Origin of the sequence: Micromonospora sp. NBC_00389 (genome assembly GCF_036059255.1) — a bacterium.
GTDB lineage: Bacteria > Actinomycetota > Actinomycetes > Mycobacteriales > Micromonosporaceae > Micromonospora.
Window position 1 is genome coordinate 641,825 of sequence record NZ_CP107947.1, and the last position, 15,987, is coordinate 657,811.

The 15,987-nt window shown below is 67.7% G+C and carries 11 protein-coding genes; all 11 read right to left on the bottom strand.

Annotated features, from left to right (window positions below):
• Nucleotide 1 precedes the first annotated feature (1 nt).
• The 11 genes from rpsJ to rplJ all read right to left on the bottom strand — a co-directional run bounded on the left by rpsJ (nucleotide 2) and on the right by rplJ (nucleotide 15,872).
• Entirely contained in the window at nucleotides 2-310 is a 309-nt protein-coding gene (gene rpsJ, locus OG470_RS03085) for a 30S ribosomal protein S10 (RefSeq protein ID WP_007073037.1), read from the bottom strand.
• Between the two features lie 352 nt (nucleotides 311-662).
• Complete coding sequence (gene tuf, locus OG470_RS03090) at nucleotides 663-1,856, bottom strand: elongation factor Tu (protein WP_328420547.1); 1,194 nt, start codon at nucleotides 1,854-1,856, stop codon at nucleotides 663-665.
• Nucleotides 1,857-2,069: 213 nt separating this feature from the next.
• Nucleotides 2,070-4,166 carry an elongation factor G gene (gene fusA, locus OG470_RS03095; protein WP_328420549.1) on the bottom strand — a complete coding sequence of 699 codons (2,097 nt, stop codon included), beginning with the start codon at nucleotides 4,164-4,166 and terminating at the stop codon, nucleotides 2,070-2,072.
• A 74-nt stretch (nucleotides 4,167-4,240) separates the two neighbouring features.
• On the bottom strand, nucleotides 4,241-4,711 hold the full coding sequence (gene rpsG, locus OG470_RS03100; RefSeq protein WP_007465317.1) for a 30S ribosomal protein S7: 471 nt from the start codon (nucleotides 4,709-4,711) through the stop codon (nucleotides 4,241-4,243).
• Nucleotide 4,712: 1 nt separating this feature from the next.
• Nucleotides 4,713-5,087: a 30S ribosomal protein S12 gene (gene rpsL / locus OG470_RS03105; RefSeq protein ID WP_014440718.1), complete on the bottom strand. Its 375-nt coding sequence runs from the start codon at nucleotides 5,085-5,087 to the stop codon at nucleotides 4,713-4,715.
• 521 nt (nucleotides 5,088-5,608) lie between these two features.
• Nucleotides 5,609-5,989 carry a hypothetical protein gene (locus tag OG470_RS03110; RefSeq protein ID WP_328426107.1) on the bottom strand — a complete coding sequence of 127 codons (381 nt, stop codon included), beginning with the start codon at nucleotides 5,987-5,989 and terminating at the stop codon, nucleotides 5,609-5,611.
• 461 nt (nucleotides 5,990-6,450) lie between these two features.
• Nucleotides 6,451-6,819, bottom strand: coding sequence for a hypothetical protein (locus OG470_RS03115; protein ID WP_328420551.1), 369 nt, complete (start codon nucleotides 6,817-6,819; stop codon nucleotides 6,451-6,453).
• A gap of 93 nt (nucleotides 6,820-6,912) precedes the next feature.
• Nucleotides 6,913-10,803 (bottom strand): DNA-directed RNA polymerase subunit beta', encoded by a 3,891-nt coding sequence (locus tag OG470_RS03120; protein WP_328420553.1) that lies wholly within the window; start codon nucleotides 10,801-10,803, stop codon nucleotides 6,913-6,915.
• 80 nt (nucleotides 10,804-10,883) lie between these two features.
• Nucleotides 10,884-14,315: a DNA-directed RNA polymerase subunit beta gene (gene rpoB / locus OG470_RS03125; RefSeq protein WP_328420555.1), complete on the bottom strand. Its 3,432-nt coding sequence runs from the start codon at nucleotides 14,313-14,315 to the stop codon at nucleotides 10,884-10,886.
• A gap of 573 nt (nucleotides 14,316-14,888) precedes the next feature.
• The gene (gene rplL / locus OG470_RS03130) at nucleotides 14,889-15,272 is read right to left on the bottom strand and encodes a 50S ribosomal protein L7/L12 (protein WP_328420557.1); all 384 of its coding nucleotides are present in this window, start codon (nucleotides 15,270-15,272) and stop codon (nucleotides 14,889-14,891) included.
• Between the two features lie 54 nt (nucleotides 15,273-15,326).
• Nucleotides 15,327-15,872, bottom strand: a complete 546-nt coding sequence (rplJ, locus tag OG470_RS03135; protein ID WP_328420559.1) for a 50S ribosomal protein L10 — start codon at nucleotides 15,870-15,872, stop codon at nucleotides 15,327-15,329.
• Nucleotides 15,873-15,987: the final 115 nt, after the last annotated feature.

A 15,987-nucleotide genomic window follows, 5' to 3' on the forward strand; every position in this document is an offset into this window, starting at 1 on the left:
CCTACAGCTTGATCTCGATGTCGACGCCAGCCGGCAGGTCGAGGCGCATGAGCGAGTCGACCGTCTTCGGAGTCGGGTCGATGATGTCGATCAGCCGCTTGTGCGTGCGCATCTCGAAGTGCTCGCGCGAGTCCTTGTACTTGTGCGGCGAGCGGATAACGCAGAAACGGTTGATCTCCGTGGGCAGCGGCACCGGGCCCGCGACCTGCGCCCCGGTGCGCGTCACCGTCTCGACGATCTTCCGAGCCGAGGAGTCGACGACCTCGTGGTCATAGGCCTTGAGCCGGATGCGGATCTTCTGTCCCGCCATGGTGGCTTCTGTTCCTTCTCTCGATGCCGCTGTGTTGCGGGCGCCTGTGCCGGCTGGCACAGGCCCACTTCGCCGACCCCCGCGGTCGGGCGTGTCGCGCCCTCGGGCCGGGCTCCGCCCCGGAACTCCGGAGCGGTCCTGACCGCGCGGTGGGTCAAGGCGCCGATCGCATTACGCGACCTGAACGCCGTGCGAGGGTGGTTGGCGACCCAGGGTCGCCAACCACCCCAACGCTCGACTGTGCCGCCACCCGGAGGTTCAGCGAAGGCCGAACACAGGCGACGAACTGTCGTTACGCAACCTGACTAGTATGCCGCACGACCGGCGGCGGGTCTAATCGGGGTTACCTAGTTCACTTCAAGATCTTGGTGACGAACCCGGCGCCGACGGTGCGGCCACCCTCGCGGATCGCGAACTTGAGGTTGTCCTCCATGGCGATGGGCTGGATCAGCTTCACCGTCATGGAAGTGTTGTCACCCGGCATGACCATCTCGGTGCCCTCGGGGAGGGTGACGACACCGGTGACGTCCGTGGTCCGGAAGTAGAACTGCGGGCGGTAGTTCTGGAAGAACGGGGTGTGCCGGCCGCCCTCCTCCTTGGAGAGGATGTAGACCGTCGCCTCGAACTCCGTGTGCGGGGTGTTCGAGCCCGGCTTCACGACGACCATGCCGCGCTCGACCTCGTCGCGCTTGGTGCCACGCAGCAGCAGGCCGACGTTCTCGCCTGCGCGGGCGTCGTCCAGGGTCTTCCGGAACATCTCGATCGCGGTGACCTTGGTCTTGAAGCTCTTCTCCCGGATACCGACGAGCTCAACATCCTCGTTCGGCAGGAGAACGCCGCGCTCGACCCGACCGGTGACGACGGTGCCACGACCGGTGATCGTGAACACGTCCTCGACCGGCATCAGGAACGGCTTGTCGACGTCGCGCTCCGGCTGCGGGATCGAGGTGTCGACCGCGGTCATCAGGTCCAGCAGCTTGCCGGTCCACTCGGGGTCACCCTCGAGGGCCTTCAGCGCCGAAACCCGCACGACCGGCAGGTCGTCACCCGGGTACTCCTGCGAGGAGAGCAGCTCGCGGACCTCGAGCTCGACGAGCTCCAGGAGCTCCTCGTCATCGACCATGTCGCTCTTGTTGAGCGCCACGACGATGTACGGCACACCGACCTGACGGGCCAGCAGCACGTGCTCGCGGGTCTGCGGCATCGGGCCGTCAGTCGCCGCCACCACCAGGATCGCGCCGTCCATCTGCGCGGCACCGGTGATCATGTTCTTGATGTAGTCGGCGTGCCCAGGGCAGTCGACGTGCGCGTAGTGCCGCGACTCGGTCTGGTACTCGACATGCGCGATCGAGATCGTGATGCCGCGGGCCTTCTCCTCCGGCGCCTTGTCGATCTCGTCGAACGGCGTGTAGGGGTTCAGGTCCGGGTACTGGTCGTGCAGGACCTTGGTGATGGCCGCCGTCAGCGTCGTCTTACCGTGGTCGATGTGACCAATGGTGCCGATGTTGACGTGCGGCTTAGTCCGCTCGAACTTAGCCTTCGCCACTGGTGTCCTCCTGTGGACTTCTTGGTTCGTACGCCCGGCGCGCCGGTCGGCGCTTAGGACTCTGTCGACAGCCTTTCCGGCCTGAACGACCGGAGAGCTTTTGTGGGTTCTGCGGCGATGAAGCCTACAGGCCCGGTCTCACGCAATCCGATCGTGGTGGCCGCGGGCGGGTGAAACCTCCCGCGACCAACCACGAATCACCTGCTCAGAGCGTTACTCGCCCGTTGCCTTGGCGATGATCTCCTTCGCGACGCTCTGCGGAACCTCGGCGTAGGAGTCGAACTGCATGCTGTAGCTAGCCCGGCCCTGGGTCTTCGACCGCAGGTCGCCGACGTAGCCGAACATCTCCGACAACGGCACCAGAGCCCGGACGATGCGGGCGCCACTGCGCTCCTCCATCGCCTGGATGATGCCACGGCGGGAGTTGAGGTCGCCGATGACGTCACCCATGTTCTCCTCAGGAGTGGTGACTTCAACGGCCATCATCGGCTCGAGCAACGCGGGGTCGGCCTTGCGGGCCGCCTCCTTCATCACCATCGAGCCGGCGATCTTGAATGCCATTTCCGAGGAGTCGACCTCGTGGTACTGGCCGTCCAGCAGGGTCAGCTTCACACCGACCAGCGGGAAGCCCGCCAGGATGCCGTACTGCAGGGCGTCCTGCGCACCGGCGTCCACCGACGGGATGAACTCCCGCGGGATGCGGCCACCGCTGACAGCGTTGGCGAACTCGTAGGTCGGCGAGTCGTTGTCCAGCGGCAGCGGCTCGACGCTCACGATCACGCGGGCGTACTGGCCGGAACCACCGGTCTGCTTCTTGTGGGTGTACTCGATCTTCTCCACCTTGCGGCGGATCGTCTCGCGGTACGCCACCTGCGGCTTGCCGACGTTGGCCTCGACGTTGAACTCACGCCGCATCCGGTCGACAAGGATGTCCAGGTGCAGCTCACCCATGCCGGAGATGACCGTCTGACCGGTCTCCTCGTCCAGCCGGACGCGGAAGGTCGGGTCCTCCTCGGCCAGCCGCTGGATGGCCGTGCCCAGCTTCTCCTGGTCGGACTTGGTCTTCGGCTCGATCGCCACCGAGATGACCGGCTCCGGGAAGGTCATCGACTCCAGGATCACCGGGTTCGCCGGGTCGGAGAGGGTGTCGCCGGTGGTGGTCTGCTTGAGACCCTGCACGGCGATGATGTCGCCGGCCTGCGCCGACGGACGCTCTTCCCGCTTGTTGGCGTGCATCTGGTAGATCTTGCCGATCCGCTCCTTGCGGTCCTTGGTGGAGTTGACCACCTGGGAGCCGGACTCGAGCAGGCCGGAGTAGACCCGGACGTAGGTGAGCTTGCCGAGGTGCTTGTCCGTCTGGATCTTGAAGGCCAGGCCGGAGAAGGGCTCCGACTTGGACGGCTTCCGGATCAGCGGGGTCTCGCCATCGGGAGCCGTACCCTCGATGGCCGGAACGTCCAGCGGCGACGGCAGGAAGTCGACCACGGCGTCGAGCATGGGCTGGACGCCCTTGTTCTTGAACGCCGAGCCGCAGAGCACCGGGTTGGCCTTGCCAGCGATGGTGGCACGCCGGATGGCGGCCTTGATCTCCTCAACGGAGACCTCGTCGCCTTCCAGGTACTTCTCCATCACCGAGTCGTCGACGTCGGCCAGCGTCTCCATCAGCTTCTCGCGCCACTCGGCCGCGGAGTCGGCCAGCTCGGCCGGGATCTCCTCGATCGCGTAGTCGTCACCCTTCTGGGTCTCCCCACGCCAGGTGAGAGCGCGCATGCCAATCAGGTCGACGACGCCGATGTGGTCGCCCTCGAGCCCGATCGGGATCTGGAGCACCAGCGGGGTGGCGTTGAGCCGGTCGATCATCATCTGCACGCAGCGGAAGAAGTCGGCGCCGGTCCGGTCGAGCTTGTTGACGAAGCACATCCGCGGGACGTTGTACTTGTCGGCCTGCCGCCAGACGTTCTCCGTCTGCGGCTCCACGCCGGCGACACCGTCGTAGACCGCGACCGCACCATCCAGCACCCGCAGCGACCGCTCGACCTCGACCGTGAAGTCGACGTGGCCAGGCGTGTCGATGATCTGGATCGTGTGGCCCTTCCACTCACACTTGGTAGCAGCGGAGGTGATGGTGATACCACGCTCCTGCTCCTGCTCCATCCAGTCCATGACGGCAGCGCCCTCGTGGACCTCACCGATCTTGTACGTGATGCCGGTGTAGAACAGGATCCGCTCGGTGGTCGTGGTCTTACCGGCATCGATGTGCGCCATGATGCCGATGTTGCGTACGTTGGCGAGCGCGTCTGCGGCGGCCACTTCAATCCCTACTTATCGTCGTCTCGACTCAACTGGTGGCGGTTCCGGCGCCCGAGGGCGCCGGAACCAGGGTGTTACCAGCGGTAGTGCGCGAAGGCCTTGTTGGACTCGGCCATCTTGTGCGTGTCCTCGCGCCGCTTGACGGCGGCACCGAGGCCGTTGCTCGCGTCCAGCAGCTCGTTCATCAGCCGCTCGACCATGGTCTTCTCGCGCCGGGCGCGGGAGTAGGTGACCAGCCAGCGCAGGCCCAGCGTGGTCGCCCGAGTGGGACGGACCTCGACCGGAACCTGGTAGGTGGCGCCACCGACACGACGGCTGCGCACCTCGAGGGTCGGCTTGACGTTGTCCATCGCCCGCTTGAGGGTGACGACCGGGTCGGTGCCGGACTTCTCGCGGCAGCCCTCGAGGGCCGCGTACACGATGGATTCGGCGAGCTGACGCTTGCCACGGAGCAGGATCTTGTTCACCAGCTGGGTGACCAGCGGCGAGTTGTACACCGGGTCAGCGACCAGTGGCCGCCGCGGAGCGGGTCCCTTACGCGGCATGTCAGCTCTTCTCCTTCTTCGCGCCGTAACGGCTGCGCGCCTGCTTGCGGTTGCGGACACCCTGGGTGTCCAGCGAGCCGCGAACGATCTTGTAACGCACGCCGGGGAGGTCCTTCACCCGGCCGCCGCGAACGAGCACGATCGAGTGCTCCTGCAGGTTGTGACCGACGCCCGGGATGTAGGCGGTCACCTCGATCTGGCTGCTGAGCTTCACACGAGCGACCTTGCGCAGCGCCGAGTTCGGCTTCTTGGGGGTGGTGGTGTACACGCGGGTGCACACGCCGCGCCGCTGAGGGGAACCCTTCAGCGCCGGGGTCTTGGTCTTGCTCGTCTTTGCTTGGCGGCCCTTTCGGACCAGCTGCTGGATCGTGGGCACCGGGTTTCTCCGCTCCCTTCGGCCGCAGTCTTGCGGCCGCGCCGTCTGCTCGTTAGCCGGCCTGATGACCGGCTCTCCTACATTCCGACCAGGGCCACCCTGCGGCGGTCCCGGCACCCGCGGTCGGGCGTGTCGCCCAGCTCACGGTCCCGGTGCGGACGCTTTCGCGGCGTACCGGGGTCTGTCACCGGCACGCGGGTCGCCCCGCCCCGGATCTTTGGCTTGTCGTGCCGCCGTCCGGACTCCGGAACCAGCGCACGCACGAGTTGCCCGGGCACGCCCGGGCACAAGGGGAAAGAGTACCTACCACAGCCGCACAGGTCAAAACGGAATGGCCCGGCGAATGACTCACACCCGCCAGCCGGATCTCGTCCTGCCCCGTCGCCCGCGATGGGCACCTACGACTACAAGTGTACCGGCTTCCCCGCCGGACCACCCGTCGCCCCCATCCCGGGCACCCGCGACCTGGTGCGCCACCTGCGCCGACCCCCGTCGGAGGGCTGATCCGACGGTGACCAGCCTCACGCCAGGGAGATCACCAGCGCCAGGCCCAGGCCCAGGAGGCTGAGCAGCGCTCCCCCCGCACCGCAGCTGATCCCCGCCACCGCCAGGCCGCGGCCGGTGAAGCGGACGGCGGGTGGTGGAGCCGGCCGGCGGATCTGCCGCTGACCGAGCAGGCCGGCGACGACCGCGGCCACCCCGGCCAGCACGCCGAGTACGGCGAACGCCCCGGACGCCCACGCCCCTCCGTAGTTCGAGAAGGCCACCCCGAAGCAGGTCACCAGCAGCGCGACGAGGAGCGACGCGATCCCGGCCACCAGCGCCCCGACGGCCAGCCCGGAGGTGACCGGTGGCACGTCCAGGTACACCACGCCGAACGGCGTGCCGGGTACCTGCTCCACCCGCTTCGGCGGCCGGCGCTGGTCGTCGGTCGGTGGCGGCGGCACCGACCGGCCCGGCGCCGCACCCCATGCGGGGGCATGACCCGCCGGCGGCTGTCGCCAGCCCGTAGGCGCCCCATACCCGCCCGTCGGTCCGGACGACGGCGCGGGCGGTGGTGGCGTGCCCCCACCCGGCACGGACGGGATCGGGGCACCCCACTGAGGCGAGGACGCCGGCGCCGTACCCGGGTCGGGGAAGGCGGCGGGCGAGCCCGGCTGCCCGGTCGGATCGGGCCGCGCCCAGCCGCTCGGCTCGGACGGGCCCGGGGCCCGGTCCGGCGCGCCAGGATTCCCGGCTGGTTCGTCCGGGGGCCGCGCCGGTTCCGTCACGAGGTCCTCCTGTCGACAGGGCCGCCACCGCCGCGCGGCGGACACCGGCCAGGCTACCGCCGGGGGCGCCGCCGTCGGCGGCTGCGGGCCGCTCAGTCCATGTTCGAGGGGTAGTCGTGGCCGAACGGCGCGCCGGCCAACCTGACCACGCCGACCACCACCGCGGCCACCACGCTGACCGCGACCAGCACCAGACCCGCCCAGGCCATCCGCTCCCCCTGCCGCAGCCAGGCGCCGCCGGTCAGGAAGCCCCCCGAGGCGTACGCCTCCCGGCGCGCCTGCCTGGCCAACTGGAGCGCCACCGTGGCGGGCACCACCCCGCCGATGAACAGGCCGGTCAGCAGGCCGAGCAACCCCAGCGCGAAGACAGCCCGCGCCTTCGTGCTGCGGGCCGGGTCGGGATCGAGCGGGTGGCGCGGGCTCTGCTGCGCCACGGACACCTGCCCGGGTGCGGTCGTCATGCCTCCATCATGCCGAACCCAGCCTGCGGGTGGGCAGGTCCGGACGCGACGAGGCCCCCGGCGGATGCCGGGGGCCTCGTCGTGCGTTGGTGCTTAGCGGTACGACCCGAAGTCGAAGTCGTCCAGCGGCACAGCCTGCCCGCTGGCCGGCCCGAACCCGTAGTCGGTCTCCGGGTACCCGGTCATCGAGTAGACCTTGGCCTTGGCCTCCTCGGTCGGCTCCACCCGGACGTTGCGGTACTTGCTGATACCGGTACCGGCCGGGATGAGCTTGCCGATGATCACGTTCTCCTTGAGGCCGACCAGCGAGTCGCTGCGCGAGTTGATCGCAGCGTCGGTCAGCACCCGGGTGGTCTCCTGGAAGGAGGCCGCCGAGAGCCAGGAGTCGGTGGCCAGCGAGGCCTTGGTGATACCCATCAGCACCGGACGGCCGGCGGCAGGCTCGCCGCCCTCCGAGACGAGCCGGCGGTTCTCCGACTCGAACAGTGCCCGGTCGACCAGCACACCCGGCAGGAACTCGGTCGAGCCGGAGTCGATGACCGTCACCCGCTTGAGCATCTGGCGAATGATGATCTCGATGTGCTTGTCGTGGATGAGCACACCCTGCGAGCGGTAGACCTCCTGGACCTCCTGGGTCAGGTGGACCTGGACCGCCCGCGGACCCATGATCCGCAGAAGCTCGTGCGGGTCGATGGTGCCCTCGGTCAGCTTCTCGCCGACCGCGACGTGACCGCCGTCGTGGGTCCGCAGCCGGACCCGCTTGGAGATCTTGTCGTAGACGATCTCCTCGCTGCCGTCGTCCGGAACCACGATGATCTTCCGCGAGCGCTCGCCGTCCTCGATCCGGATCCGGCCGGGGGTGTCGGCGATGGGCGCCTTACCCTTCGGGACCCGAGCCTCGAAGATTTCCTGGACACGCGGCAGACCCTGGGTGATGTCCTCACCCGCGACACCACCGGTGTGGAAGGTACGCATCGTCAGCTGCGTACCCGGCTCACCGATCGACTGGGCGGCGATGATGCCGACCGCCTCGCCGACGTCCACGGTCTTGCCGGTCGGCAGCGAGCGCCCGTAGCAGGCACCGCAGACACCCAGCTTCGACTCGCAGGTGAGCACACTGCGCACCCGGACCGTCTCCACGCCGGCGGCGACAATCTTGTCGACCCCGATGGAGTTGATGTCCTGACCCCGCTCGGCGACGACGGTGCCGTCCGGCCCCTTGATGTCGTCGGCCAGGGTACGGGCGTGCACGCTGGTCTCGGCGTGCTCGTGCACGACCAGCTTGCCACCCTCCAGGCGCTCACCGATCTGCATCGGGATCGCCCGGTCGGTGCCGCAGTCCTCCTCGCGGATGATCACGTCCTGCGAGACGTCCACCAGACGACGGGTCAGGTAACCCGAGTCAGCGGTCCGCAGCGCGGTGTCGGCGAGACCCTTACGGGCACCGTGCGTGGAGATGAAGTACTCCAGCACGGACAGACCCTCCCGGTAGCTGGCCTTGATCGGCCGCGGGATGATCTCGCCCTTCGGGTTGGCCACCAGACCACGGATCGCCGCGATCTGCCGGAGCTGGAGCAGGTTACCGCGGGCACCCGAGTTGATCATCTTCCACAGTGGGTTCTCCTGCGGCAGCGCGGTGTCCATCTCCTTGGCGACCTCGTTGGTCGCCTTGGTCCAGATCTCGATGAGCTCGCCGCGACGCTCCTCGGCGGTCATCAGACCACGCTGGTACTGCTTGTCGATCCGGTCGGCTTCCTTCTCGTACTTCGCCAGGATCTCCGCCTTGCGCGGCGGAGCGATGACGTCCTCCATGCCGATCGTGACGCCGGACCAGGTGGCCCAGTGGAAACCGGCCTCCTTGAGCCCGTCCAGGGTGGCGGCCAGCGCCACCTTGGGGAAGCGCTCGGCGAGGTCGTTGACGATCGCGGAGAGCTGACCCTTGCGGATCTCGTAGTTCACGAAGCGGTAGCCCTGCGGCAGCGTCTCGTTGAACAGCACCCGACCCAGCGTCGTGTCCACGGTCAGCGGGTCACCCTCGACCCAGCCCTCCGGGGCGGTCCACTGCTCAGCACCGGCGCCGTTGTCGACCCCGGTCACGCCGCGCAGCCGGATCCGCACCGGCGCCTGCAGGTGCAGCTCACCGTTGTCGAACGCCATCCGCGCCTCGGCGTCCGAGCTGAATGCCCGGCCCTCGCCCTTCTCACCGGGGGTGAAGTGGGTGAGGTGGTAGAGACCGATAACCATGTCCTGGGTGGGCATGGTGACCGGCTTGCCGTCGGCCGGCTTGAGGATGTTGTTCGACGACAGCATCAGGATCCGCGCCTCGGCCTGGGCCTCGGCGGACAGCGGCACGTGCACCGCCATCTGGTCACCGTCGAAGTCGGCGTTGAACGCCGTGCAGACCAGCGGGTGGATCTGGATCGCCTTGCCCTCGACCAGCTGCGGCTCGAAGGCCTGGATGCCCAGGCGGTGCAGGGTCGGCGCCCGGTTGAGCAGCACCGGGTGCTCGCCGATGACCTCTTCCAGCACGTCCCACACGACCGGGCGCTGCCGCTCGACCATCCGCTTGGCGGACTTGATGTTCTGCGCGTGGTTGAGGTCGACCAGCCGCTTCATCACGAACGGCTTGAACAGCTCCAGCGCCATCTGCTTGGGCAGACCGCACTGGTGCAGCTTGAGCTTCGGGCCGACCACGATGACCGAACGGCCGGAGTAGTCGACGCGCTTGCCCAGCAGGTTCTGCCGGAACCGGCCCTGCTTGCCCTTGAGCATGTCGGACAGCGACTTGAGCGGGCGGTTACCCGGACCGGTGACCGGCCGGCCGCGGCGGCCGTTGTCGAACAGTGCGTCGACGGCCTCCTGGAGCATCCGCTTCTCGTTGTTGACGATGATCTCGGGCGCGCCGAGGTCGATCAGCCGCTTGAGGCGGTTGTTCCGGTTGATCACGCGGCGGTACAGGTCGTTCAGGTCCGAGGTCGCGAACCGGCCACCGTCGAGCTGCACCATCGGGCGCAGGTCCGGCGGGATGACCGGGACGCAGTCCAGCACCATGCCGAGCGGCGAGTTGCGGGTGTTCAGGAACGCCGCCACGACCTTGAGCCGCTTGAGCGCCCGGATCTTCCGCTGGCCCTTGCCGGACCGGATGGTCTCCCGCAGGCTCTCGGCCTCGGCGTCGAGGTCCATGTTCTGGACCAGCGCCTTGATCGCCTCGGCGCCCATGGAACCGGTGAAGTACTCACCGAACCGGTCGCGCAGCTCGCGGTAGAGCAGCTCGTCGGTGACCAGCTGCTTCGGCTCCAGCTTGCGGAAGGTGTCCAGCACCTCGTCCAGGCGGTCGATCTCGCGCTGGGCCCGGTCGCGGATCTGGCGCATCTCGCGCTCTCCGCCCTCCTTGACCTTGCGCCGGACGTCCGCCTTGGCACCCTCGGCCTCCAGCTCGGCCAGGTCGGCCTCGAGCTTGGCGGCCCGCTTCTCGATCTCCGAGTCGCGGCTGTTCTCGGACTGCCGCTTCTCGGCCAGGATCTCGTTCTCGATCGTCGAGAGGTCACGGTGACGCGACTCCGCGTCCACGCTCGTCACGACGTACGAGGCGAAGTAGATGATCTTCTCGAGGTCCTTGGGTGCGAGGTCCAGCAGGTAGCCCAGCCGGCTCGGCACGCCCTTGAAGTACCAGATGTGGGTCACCGGAGCGGCCAGCTCGATGTGGCCCATCCGCTCACGACGGACCTTGGAGCGAGTCACCTCGACGCCGCAGCGCTCACAGATGATGCCCTTGAACCGGACGCGCTTGTACTTACCGCAGTAGCACTCCCAGTCCCGCTGCGGACCGAAGATCTTCTCGCAGAAGAGCCCGTCCTTCTCCGGCTTGAGGGTGCGGTAATTGATCGTCTCAGGCTTCTTGACCTCGCCGTGCGACCACTGACGGATGTCGTCGGCGGTGGCGAGACCAATGCGCAGCTCGTCGAAGAAGTTGACGTCGAGCACTATGTCCCCTATGTCGTCGTCTGTACTGCTAATTCTCGGGCGAGGTCGGGGGCCGGCAGGCCGGCCCCCGACCGCTCACCTCAGACCTCTTCGACCGAGCTCGGCTCGCGCCGGGACAGGTCGATGCCCAGCTCCTCAGCGGCCCGGAACACCTCGTCGTCGGTCTCGCGCATCTCCAGGGCCACGCCGTCGCTGGACAGCACCTCAACGTTGAGGCACAGCGACTGCAGCTCCTTGAGCAGCACCTTGAACGACTCCGGGATGCCCGGCTCCGGGATGTTCTCGCCCTTGACGATGGCCTCGTAGACCTTCACCCGGCCGAGCACGTCGTCGGACTTGATCGTGAGCAGCTCCTGCAAGGCGTACGCGGCGCCGTACGCCTGCATCGCCCAGCACTCCATCTCACCGAAGCGCTGACCACCGAACTGCGCCTTACCACCCAGCGGCTGCTGCGTGATCATCGAGTACGGGCCGGTCGACCGTGCGTGGATCTTGTCGTCGACCAGGTGGTTGAGCTTCAGGATGTAGATGTAGCCGACCGCGATCGGGTCCGGCAGCGGCTCACCGGAGCGACCGTCGAACAGCTGCGCCTTACCGCTGGAACCGATCAGCTGGTTGCCGTCCCGGTTGGGCAGGGTCGACGAGAGCAGACCGGCGATCTCCTCCTCGCGGGCGCCGTCGAAGACCGGGGTGGCCACGTTCGTGTCCCCCTCGGACTCGTGCGCGCCGATCGACCGCAGCTGCTTCTTCCAGGACGCGTCGTCGCCCTCGACCTTCCAGCCGGTCTTGGCGACCCAGCCGAGGTGGGTCTCGAGCACCTGACCGATGTTCATCCGGCTCGGCACACCCAGCGGGTTGAGCACGATGTCGACGGGGGTGCCGTCTTCCAGGAACGGCATGTCCTCGATCGGCAGGATCTTGGAAATGACGCCCTTGTTACCGTGCCGGCCGGCGAGCTTGTCGCCGTCCTGGATCTTCCGCTTCTGGGCCACGTACACCCGGACCAGCTCGTTGACGCCCGGAGGCAGCTCGTCGCCGTCCTCGCGGGAGAAGGTACGCACACCGATGACCGTGCCGGTCTCGCCGTGCGGCACCTTCAGCGAGGTGTCCCGGACCTCACGCGCCTTCTCACCGAAGATCGCGCGAAGCAGCCGCTCCTCCGGGGTCAGCTCGGTCTCACCCTTGGGCGTGACCTTGCCGACCAGGATGTCGCCGGGGACGACCTCCGCACCGATCCGGATGATGCCGCGCTCGTCGAGGTCAGCGAGCATTTCCTCGCTGACGTTCGGGATGTCGCGGGTGATCTCCTCCGGGCCGAGCTTGGTGTCCCGAGCGTCGACCTCGTGCTCCTCGATGTGGATCGAGGTGAGCACGTCCTGCTGCACGAGGCGCTGCGACAGGATGATCGCGTCCTCGTAGTTGTGGCCTTCCCAGCACATGAACGCCACGAGCAGGTTGCGCCCGAGCGCCATCTCGCCCTCGTCGGTGCAGGGACCGTCGGCGATGACCTGACCGGCCTCGACGCGGTCGCCCTCGAAGACGACCGGCTTCTGGTTGACGCAGGAGCCGGCGTTGGAGCGGCGGAACTTGTGCAGCAGGTACGTCCGGCGGTGGCCGTCGTCCTGGTGGATGGTGACGTAGTCGGCGCAGAGATCCTCGATCACACCGCCGACCTCGGCGACCACCACGTCGCCAGCGTCGACCGCGGCCCGGTACTCCATGCCCGTACCCACCAGCGGCGCCTCGGCCTTGACCAGCGGCACTGCCTGGCGCTGCATGTTCGCGCCCATCAGTGCCCGGTTGGCGTCGTCGTGCTCGAGGAACGGGATCATGGCGGTCGCGACCGAGGTCATCTGCCGCGGCGACACGTCCATGTAGTCGACGGCGCCGGGGACGACGTCCTCGGTCTCGCCGCCCTTACGACGACACAGGACCCGGTCCTCGGCGAAGGTGCCGTCGGCCCGCAGCGGCGCGTTGGCCTGGGCCTTGACGAACCGGTCCTCCTCGTCCGCGGTCAGGTAGTCGATCTGGTCGGTGACCCGACCCTCGATGACCTTCCGGTACGGCGTCTCGATGAAGCCGAACGGGTTAACCCGGGCGAAGGTGGACAGCGCGCCGATCAGGCCGATGTTCGGGCCTTCCGGCGTCTCGATCGGGCACATCCGGCCGTAGTGGGACGGGTGCACGTCACGGACCTCGAAGCCGGCCCGCTCCCGGGACAGACCACCCGGGCCGAGCGCGCTCAGCCGACGCCGGTGGGTCAGGCCCGCCAGCGGGTTGGTCTGGTCCATGAACTGGGACAGCTGCGACGTCCCGAAGAACTCCTTGATCGCCGCCACCACCGGGCGGATGTTGATCAGGGTCTGCGGGGTGATCGCCTCGACGTCCTGCGTGGTCATCCGCTCGCGGACGACCCGCTCCATCCGGGACAGGCCGACCCGAACCTGGTTCTGGATCAGCTCACCCACGGTGCGCAGGCGCCGGTTGCCGAAGTGGTCGATGTCGTCGGCCTCGTAGCCATCCTCACCGGCGTGCAGCCGGCAGAGGTACTCCACGGTGGCGACGATGTCGTCCTCGGTCAGCGTGCCGGTGGTGATTGGCACGCCGACTTCGAGCTTCTTGTTGAACTTGTAGCGCCCGACCTTGGCGACGTCGTACCTCTTCGGGTTGAAGAAGAGGTTGTCGAGCAGGGTCTGGGCGTTCTCGCGCGTCGGCGGCTCGCCAGGGCGGAGCTTGCGGTAGATATCGAGCAGGGCCTCGTCCTGGCCGGCGATGTGGTCCTTCTCGAGCGTGGTCATCATCAGCTCGGACCAGCCGAACCGCTCACGGATCCGCTCGGCCGACCATCCGACGGCCTTGAGCAGGACGGTGACGGCCTGCCGACGCTTGCGGTCGATGCGTACGCCGACCGTGTCGCGCTTGTCGATGTCAAACTCCAGCCAGGCACCCCGGCTCGGGATGACCTTGACGCTGGAGAGGTCGCGGTCGGAGGTCTTGTCCGGCTGCTTGTCGAAATACACGCCCGGGGACCGGACGAGCTGGCTGACCACGACGCGCTCGGTGCCGTTGATGACGAAGGTGCCCTTGGGCGTCATCATCGGGAAGTCACCCATGAACACCGTCTGGCTCTTGATCTCGCCAGTGGTGTTGTTGGTGAACTCCGCGGTCACGAAGAGCGGAGCGCAGTAGGTCAGGTCCTTCTCCTTGCACTCCTCGATCGAGGCCTTGACCTCGTCGAAGCGCGGCGCCGAGAAGGAAAGTGACATGGTGCCGGAGAAGTCCTCAATGGGACTGATCTCTTCAAGGATCTCCGCGAGACCCGAGCGTGCGTGCGGGTCGTCCGCCGACCGGCCCTGCCAACCCTCGTTGCCGACGAGCCAGTCGAAGGACTCGTTCTGAATGGCGAGGAGGTTGGGGACCTCGAGGTGTTCGGTGATCCTGCCGAATGAAACTCGGCGGGGAGCGAATGCGCTCGACGTACGACTGGTCTTCGCAGGGCGGGAAGCTGCCAAGATGCGTCCTTCCGAGGACCGGTGCTGCAGAACGGCTGGTACGCGTGCACTCCAATGACCCCACCAGAAATATCCGTAAACGGACATTTCCGAGCAGGGGTCTAGTCGGAAGGCAGCGCAAACTAGCAGTGTAGCCGAGAGGCTAACCGCTGTCCAGCCCACCCCGCAGGCCGTTTGCGGAACGTGCCTCGGCCCCCGGAAAACCGGGGTCTGCCGGGCCGCTCGGAACGCAACGTTCCCGCTGGGCCGCTCGGGTTGCAGCGGCTGATGGTGCCGTCGCTGTCATTACCCACTTCGTGGCCGTCGCAAGCGCGGTGTCTTGCTGGTGCCAGCGTGCCTGGCAGCCCGGGGTCGCGTCAAGGGCCGCTATCCGGGTTGTCCGTTCTTTCCCACCGGAGAGCGACCCGCTGCACTCGTCCGGGTACCACAGCGGCGGTCTTCGGCACCCAGCTCAGGACGGTTGCCATGGGCCCACCAACACCGCGGGCGGCGATCCGTGTCGGATCGCCGCCCGCCGCGACGCGATCGTGTCCCGGCTCAGCGAGCCGGGCACAGCGCTGGTGGAACGTCAGGTCACTTGAGGGTGACCTTGGCGCCCTCGCCCTCGAGCTTGGCCTTGGCCTTGTCGGCGGTCTCCTTGTTGACCTTCTCCAGGATGGCCTTCGGAGCGGACTCGACCGCGTCCTTGGCCTCCTTGAGGCCCAGGCCGGTCAGCTCACGCACGACCTTGATGACCTGGATCTTCTTGCCACCGTCAGCCTCGAGGATGACGTCGAACTCGTCCTTCTCCGGCTCGGCCTCGGCGGCGGCCGGGGCGGCACCCGGGCCGGCAACGGCGACCGGAGCAGCGGCGGTGACCTCGAAGGTCGTCTCGAACTGCTTCACGAACTCGGAGAGCTCGATCAGCGTCATCTCCTTGAACGCGTCGAGCAGCTCGTCGGTGCTGAGCTTCGCCATATCTGGCGTCCTTTCCTGAATCTAATAAGTAAGAACTGGTGCGCTCGGACGGCCTCAGGCCGCCTCGGCGCTCTCCTTCTCGCGCTTGTCCTGCAGGGCAGCCGCCAGACGGGCGGTCTTCGACAACGGGGCCTGGAACAGGGCCGCAGCCTTGCTCAGGTTGCCCTTCATCGCGCCGGCCAGCTTGGCCAGCAGCACCTCGCGGGACTCCAGGTCGGCGAGCTTCGTGACCTCGGCCGCGGAAATGGCCTTGCCCTCGAAGACACCGCCCTTGATGACGAGCTTCGGGTTGGCCTTCGCGAAATCGCGAAGCCCCTTCGCCGCCTCGACGACGTCGCCCGAAACGAAAGTCAGCGCGGTAGGACCGGTGAACAGCTCGTCGAGGCCAGTGATGCCCGCGTCCGTCGCAGCACGCTTCGCCAGCGTGTTCTTCGCGACCATGTAGCTGGTCTCGGCACCGAGCGAGCGCCGCAGCTGGGTGAGCTGGGAAACCGTCAGACCGCGGTACTCGGTCAGCACGGTGGCACCCGAGCTGCGGAAGCTCTCGGTCAGCTCTGCGACGGCCGTGGCCTTGTCGGCCCGGATCGGCTTGTCCGCCATGTCCCTCCTCTCTCGTTACTCGAGGCTGGTCCCCGTCGTGGCCGAAGCCGGAACGGGGGCGGAGGCAGCACGACAACGAGAAAAGCCCCGGCGCAGGGCGCACGGGGCGAGGGCC

Coding starts and splice junctions, on each gene's coding strand:
- rpsG (WP_007465317.1), bottom strand. CDS start 4,711: ATGCCGCGTAAGGGACCCGCTCCGCGGCGGCCACTGGTCGCTGACCCG.
- rpsJ (WP_007073037.1), bottom strand. CDS start 310: ATGGCGGGACAGAAGATCCGCATCCGGCTCAAGGCCTATGACCACGAG.
- OG470_RS03115 (WP_328420551.1), bottom strand. CDS start 6,819: ATGACGACCGCACCCGGGCAGGTGTCCGTGGCGCAGCAGAGCCCGCGC.
- rplJ (WP_328420559.1), bottom strand. CDS start 15,872: ATGGCGGACAAGCCGATCCGGGCCGACAAGGCCACGGCCGTCGCAGAG.
- rplL (WP_328420557.1), bottom strand. CDS start 15,272: ATGGCGAAGCTCAGCACCGACGAGCTGCTCGACGCGTTCAAGGAGATG.